A 4554-nucleotide genomic window follows, 5' to 3' on the forward strand; every position below is an offset into this window, starting at 1 on the left:
ATGCGGCGCGCATCATGACCGGGACGAAAACGCGGCGAAGAATCTGCTCCGGTTCGCCCTGGCAGCCGGCGTGTAAGCTGCTCTACCGCGAGTTCCGCGGGAAGTGACGCCTGCGGACACCGGAGGTCGCAGGCTTCGGCCGGTGCCGGTGGATGAAGCAGGAAGCAACCGGGACGGTATCCCTTCGCTGGGATATTTGTCTATGAGTTGCGGAACGGCATTTCTTTTAGGAGGCACGCGGAGTTTTATCCCTGCGCTCCGGCTGAAGCCATGAAAAAAGCGCCCCGCGTTCGGGGCGCTTTTGATTATCTTCCCCGGCTTCGCTCTGGATGTGGCGGGAGACGCAGCATCCGCCGAATCGGATGGAAGGAACGGTGCACGAGCTCCAAAACGTCCGCCAAAACGACGAGGACGAAACCGGCGGCGACGAGGACGGCCGCCTCGATCCACACCGTCGCCCGGGAGAAGAGGATCGCGCTCAGGCCGAAAAAGGCGCTGAGACCGTAGATCGCGAGCACCGCCTGCCGGTGCGAAAGCCCGACGGCCAGGAGGGCGTGATGGAGGTGGCGCTTGTCCGGCGCGGCGATCGACTGGCCGTTTAACATCCGCCGCACGATGGCGAACAGCGTGTCCGACAGGGGCACCGCCAGCACGAGGAGCGGGACGATGAAGGAAGTCAAGGCCACCTGCTTGAAGCCGAGAAGGGCCATGACGGCCATCATGTAGCCGAGAAAGAGGGAGCCGGAGTCGCCCATGAAAATCTTGGCCGGATGAAAGTTAAAAATGAGGAAGGCGGCGAGGCTGCCGACGAGGGCCGCGGCCATGAGCGCCGCCGGGACGTTGCCGAGCTGGAGGGAGAGGACGAACATCGTCGCCGCCGCGATCGCCGTCACCCCGGCGGCCAGGCCGTCCAGGCCGTCGATGAGGTTGATCGCGTTCGTCACGCCGACGATCCAGAAAAGCGTGATCGGCACGGCCAGAAGGCCGAACTCCAGCGTCTTCTCCGCGGCAAACGGCAGATGGATGAACTCCATGCGGATGCCGGCGGCGATGACGACGGCCGCGGCGAGCATCTGCCCGATAAGCTTAACGAGCGGCGAGAGGCCGAAACGATCGTCGAGCGCACCGGTGAGGACGACGATTACGCCGCCCAGAAGCGCGGCGCCGATCTCCGCAAAACCGGCCGAAAGCCACCCGACCCCCGCCAGAAAGCCGAGGAAAATGGCCAGCCCGCCAAGCCGCGGCATGACCCCCCGATGGACCTTCCGCGCGTCCGGCACGTCCACCGCGCCGACGGCAAACGCCAGCCGGCGCACCAGCGGCGTGGCGACGAACGTCACGCCGAAGGCGATTGCGGCGAGCGCAAGGTAATACAGCACGCCTTCTCTCTCCTTTTGGCTTAAGTCCGGTTCTCGTCTGAAGTTCAGTTCCTCAGTTCGAAGCCCGGATCCCCCTGTCCCGAATGCCGCTTCTCATGGGCCCAACCCGGTTTCGAGCGTTGGGAGCCATGTTCTTTTTAACCCCTCTCAAGGACTCCCCCGCCCCGGCTCCTCCCGCGCCAGGCCGAGGCGCACGGCGACCGCGAGCAGCGCAAAGCGCGGCAGGGCCGCCATCCGCCGGGCGCGCCACGGTTCTTCTTTGAGGCGCCACAACCATTCTAGCCCAAGGCGCTGCCAGCGTAAAGGCGCGCGGCGGACGGCGCCGCCGAGGACGTCGAAGCTCCCGCCGACGCCCATCGCGAGGGCCGCGGAAAGCCGGGGGCGATGCCGGGCAATCCACGCCTCCTGCCGGGGAGCGCCGAGCCCGACGAAGAGGAGCGCCGGGCGGAAGGCGGCGATCTGCTCCAGGACGGCCGCTTCCTCCTCCGGGGTAAAATAACCGTGATGGCCGTCCAGGACGAGTTTCGGATGCCGGCGCCGTACGGCCGCCATCGCCCGCGGGAGCACCTCGGGCCGGGCACCGAGGAAAAAGACCGGCCAGCCCGCCGCCGCGGCCCGCTCGAGGAGGGCCTCCATGAGGTCGATGCCCGCAACCCGCCCCGGAAGCGGCCGGTCGAGCAGCCGGGCGGCGAGGACGACGCCGATGCCGTCGGCGACGACGACGTCCGCCTGCCGGAGGACGCTGAGAACTTGGGCGTCCTCCCGGGCGCGGATGAGCATCTCGGCGTTCACCGTGGCCACGAAAAGCGGCCCGGCCGCGCCCGCCGTCCGGCGGGTCGCCGCCTCTTTGGCCAAAAAATCCGCCGCCGCTTCCAGCGAAAGCGCCGCAAACGATAGGCCGAAAAGGGGGACGACCGGCGGCTTTCCCTCCGTCGGCATGGGAACACGGCTCCTTACCGCTTGCTTTGCCGAAACCGGGTCGGTATAATCGTTGTTGAGATCGATCCTCAATTTCAATCATTCATCTCTACCTTCTCTTTTCCACCATCTCTTTTTTGCCATTCCAACTCTTTTCCATCATTCCAAGTCCAAGGGGGTTCGATCGACGTGCATCTCAGGTCCGTTTCGGCGGCGGCCCGACCGCTCGCCCTCTTCCTCCTCGTCTTTTCTTTCGTTCTTCTTGCCGCCTGCGGGCAGGCGACCGGCGGCCCCGCCGGAGGCGATGCCGCCCGGACGGAGGGCGCGGCGGCCGGAAGCGAAAACGCCGGCACCGGCGCGGCGGCAGGAGGCGAAGGGTCGGCCGGCAAAGCGGCCGCCGAACCGCCGGTCGTCCACGTCTATACCGCCCGGCATTACGACGCCGACCAGGCGCTCTTCGACGATTTTACCAAAGAGACGGGGATCGAGGTCAAGGTCGTCTCCGGCAAGGCCGAGGAGCTCATCGAGCGGATCGCCCGGGAAGGAGACGCGACCGAAGCGGACGTCTTCATCACCGTCGACGGCGGCGTGCTGAACCGGGCCAAGGAACGGGGCATCCTCGCGCCCATCGACGACGAGGCGATCCTCCAAAACGTCCCGGCCGAGCTCCGGGACCGGGAGAACGCCTGGGTCGGGCTCGCCACCCGGGCGCGGGTCATCGTCTACGCCAAAGATCGCGTCAAGCCGGACGATCTCTCGACGTACGAGGCGCTCACCGACCCGAAGTGGCGCGGCAAGGTGCTCGTCCGCTCCTCGACGAGCCTCTACAACCAGTCGCTCCTCGCGTCGTTCATCGCCTTAAACGGCCGCGACTGGGCGAAGCGATGGGCCGAGGGAATGGTGAAAAACTTTGCCCGCCCGCCGGAAGGAAACGACCGCGACCAGATGAAGGCCATCGCCGCCGGCGTCGGCGACGTCGCGCTCGTGAACACGTACTACGTCGGGCTGCTCCTCACCTCCGAAGATCCGAAGGAGCGGGAAGTCGGCGCGAAGATCGGCGTCTTCTTCCCCGATCAGACGGGCCACGGCACCCACATCAACGTAAGCGGCGCCGGGCTGGTCAAAGGGGCCAAGCACCCGGAAAACGCGAAGAAGCTCCTCGCGTACCTCACGAGCGTCCCGGCGCAGGAGAAGCTCGCCGCGCTCAACTTCGAGTATCCGGCGAACCCCAAGGCCCGCTGGCCGGAGCTCCTCGAATCGTGGGGCCGGTTCAAGCCGCAGACGCTCGACTTTGCCGACCTCGGGCGGTACAATGAAGAGGCGGTGAAGATCTTCGCCGAAGTCGGATGGAAGTGACTTTCTCCCTCCCCCTAAAGGGGAAGGGCTTCCTGGCGGCAGGAACTCCTGCCGGGTTACACCGAAGGCTTCACGCCTCCGGAGGGGACCGTCACTGAAGTCCCGACTACGTCAGGTACCGGGCTTAAGCCCCGGCCCTTGACGATACGTGTACGTACCGGTTGTAGCGCTTATCCCAGCGCCAGTGCCGGATCGTGTGGAAAGACACCGGACCGGGTACGCCGACGACGTTTTCGGCAAGCCGGAACTTGAGCAGGTTGCCGGCGCCGTTCAGATCCGCCTGCAAAGAGAAGCCGCACCGCCTGCACTTCCAGTGCCCGCGATGTCTTCTCGACGACGGGTCTCGCCGGCCGCAGGCGTAACAGGTCGATGACGTGTACTTTTCGGGAAGAAAGATCGTCCGAATCCCGCGCATGAGGTTTTTGTACCCCTGCTGGGAGCCGAGGCGATCGTAGGCCATCTGGTTGATCTTCTGGTTGGCCTTCTTCCCCTTCATCCCGGTTCCGGCGGAGCGGCGAAGGCCGGTCAGATCGCCGAGGACACTGACGGCGATGCCTTCTTTACGGTCGAGTTCGGCCAGCGCCTTCGTCAGAGCATGCTCCATGGGCCGGATCCGGCGATCGAGCTTTTTAAGCACCCGGGCTTTGGCCGTCTGAAGCCGGCGCCAGCGCCGCGACCCTTCCCTGAGGCGGCTCAGCTTCGCCTGAAATTCCGCCAGCACTTTGTTCCGGTACTGGATCTGGGCCAGGAGTTCGCGGCCGACGAAAAGATCCAGCACACCGGCGGAGGTCGCCCGGGCAAGCATGGCCGCGTTGTAGTCGTACGCCGCGACGGGCCCCGCCTCAGGGCGGACCGGCACGACCCCGAGATCGAAGGTCACGTGGAGGATGAGGTTTTCCAC

4 protein-coding genes are annotated in these 4554 nt (G+C 65.9%); 1 reads left to right on the forward strand and 3 read right to left on the reverse strand.

Going from position 1 to position 4554, the window contains the following annotated elements; genetic code table 11:
- Positions 1-305: 305 nt before the first annotated feature.
- The gene (locus tag SA87_RS09470) at positions 306-1376 is read right to left on the reverse strand and encodes a glycosyltransferase family 4 protein (RefSeq protein WP_409359804.1); all 1071 of its coding nucleotides are present in this window, start codon (positions 1374-1376) and stop codon (positions 306-308) included.
- Between the two features lie 150 nt (positions 1377-1526).
- Positions 1527-2318 (reverse strand): WecB/TagA/CpsF family glycosyltransferase, encoded by a 792-nt coding sequence (locus SA87_RS09475; RefSeq protein ID WP_082718071.1) that lies wholly within the window; start codon positions 2316-2318, stop codon positions 1527-1529.
- Positions 2319-2486: 168 nt separating this feature from the next.
- Between SA87_RS09475 and SA87_RS09480 the strand changes: the two genes are divergently transcribed.
- Positions 2487-3653, forward strand: a complete 1167-nt coding sequence (locus SA87_RS09480; protein ID WP_066202372.1) for a Fe(3+) ABC transporter substrate-binding protein — start codon at positions 2487-2489, stop codon at positions 3651-3653.
- A 124-nt stretch (positions 3654-3777) separates the two neighbouring features.
- On the opposite strand, the gene SA87_RS09485 is transcribed toward SA87_RS09480, so the two are convergent.
- Positions 3778-4554, reverse strand: a 777-nt coding sequence (locus SA87_RS09485; RefSeq protein ID WP_156516527.1) for an RNA-guided endonuclease InsQ/TnpB family protein, incomplete at its 5' end; no start/stop codon positions are given.

The sequence above is a fragment of the Hydrogenibacillus schlegelii genome, from assembly GCF_001653195.1.
Lineage (GTDB): Bacteria > Bacillota > Bacilli > Thermicanales > DSM-22653 > Hydrogenibacillus > Hydrogenibacillus schlegelii.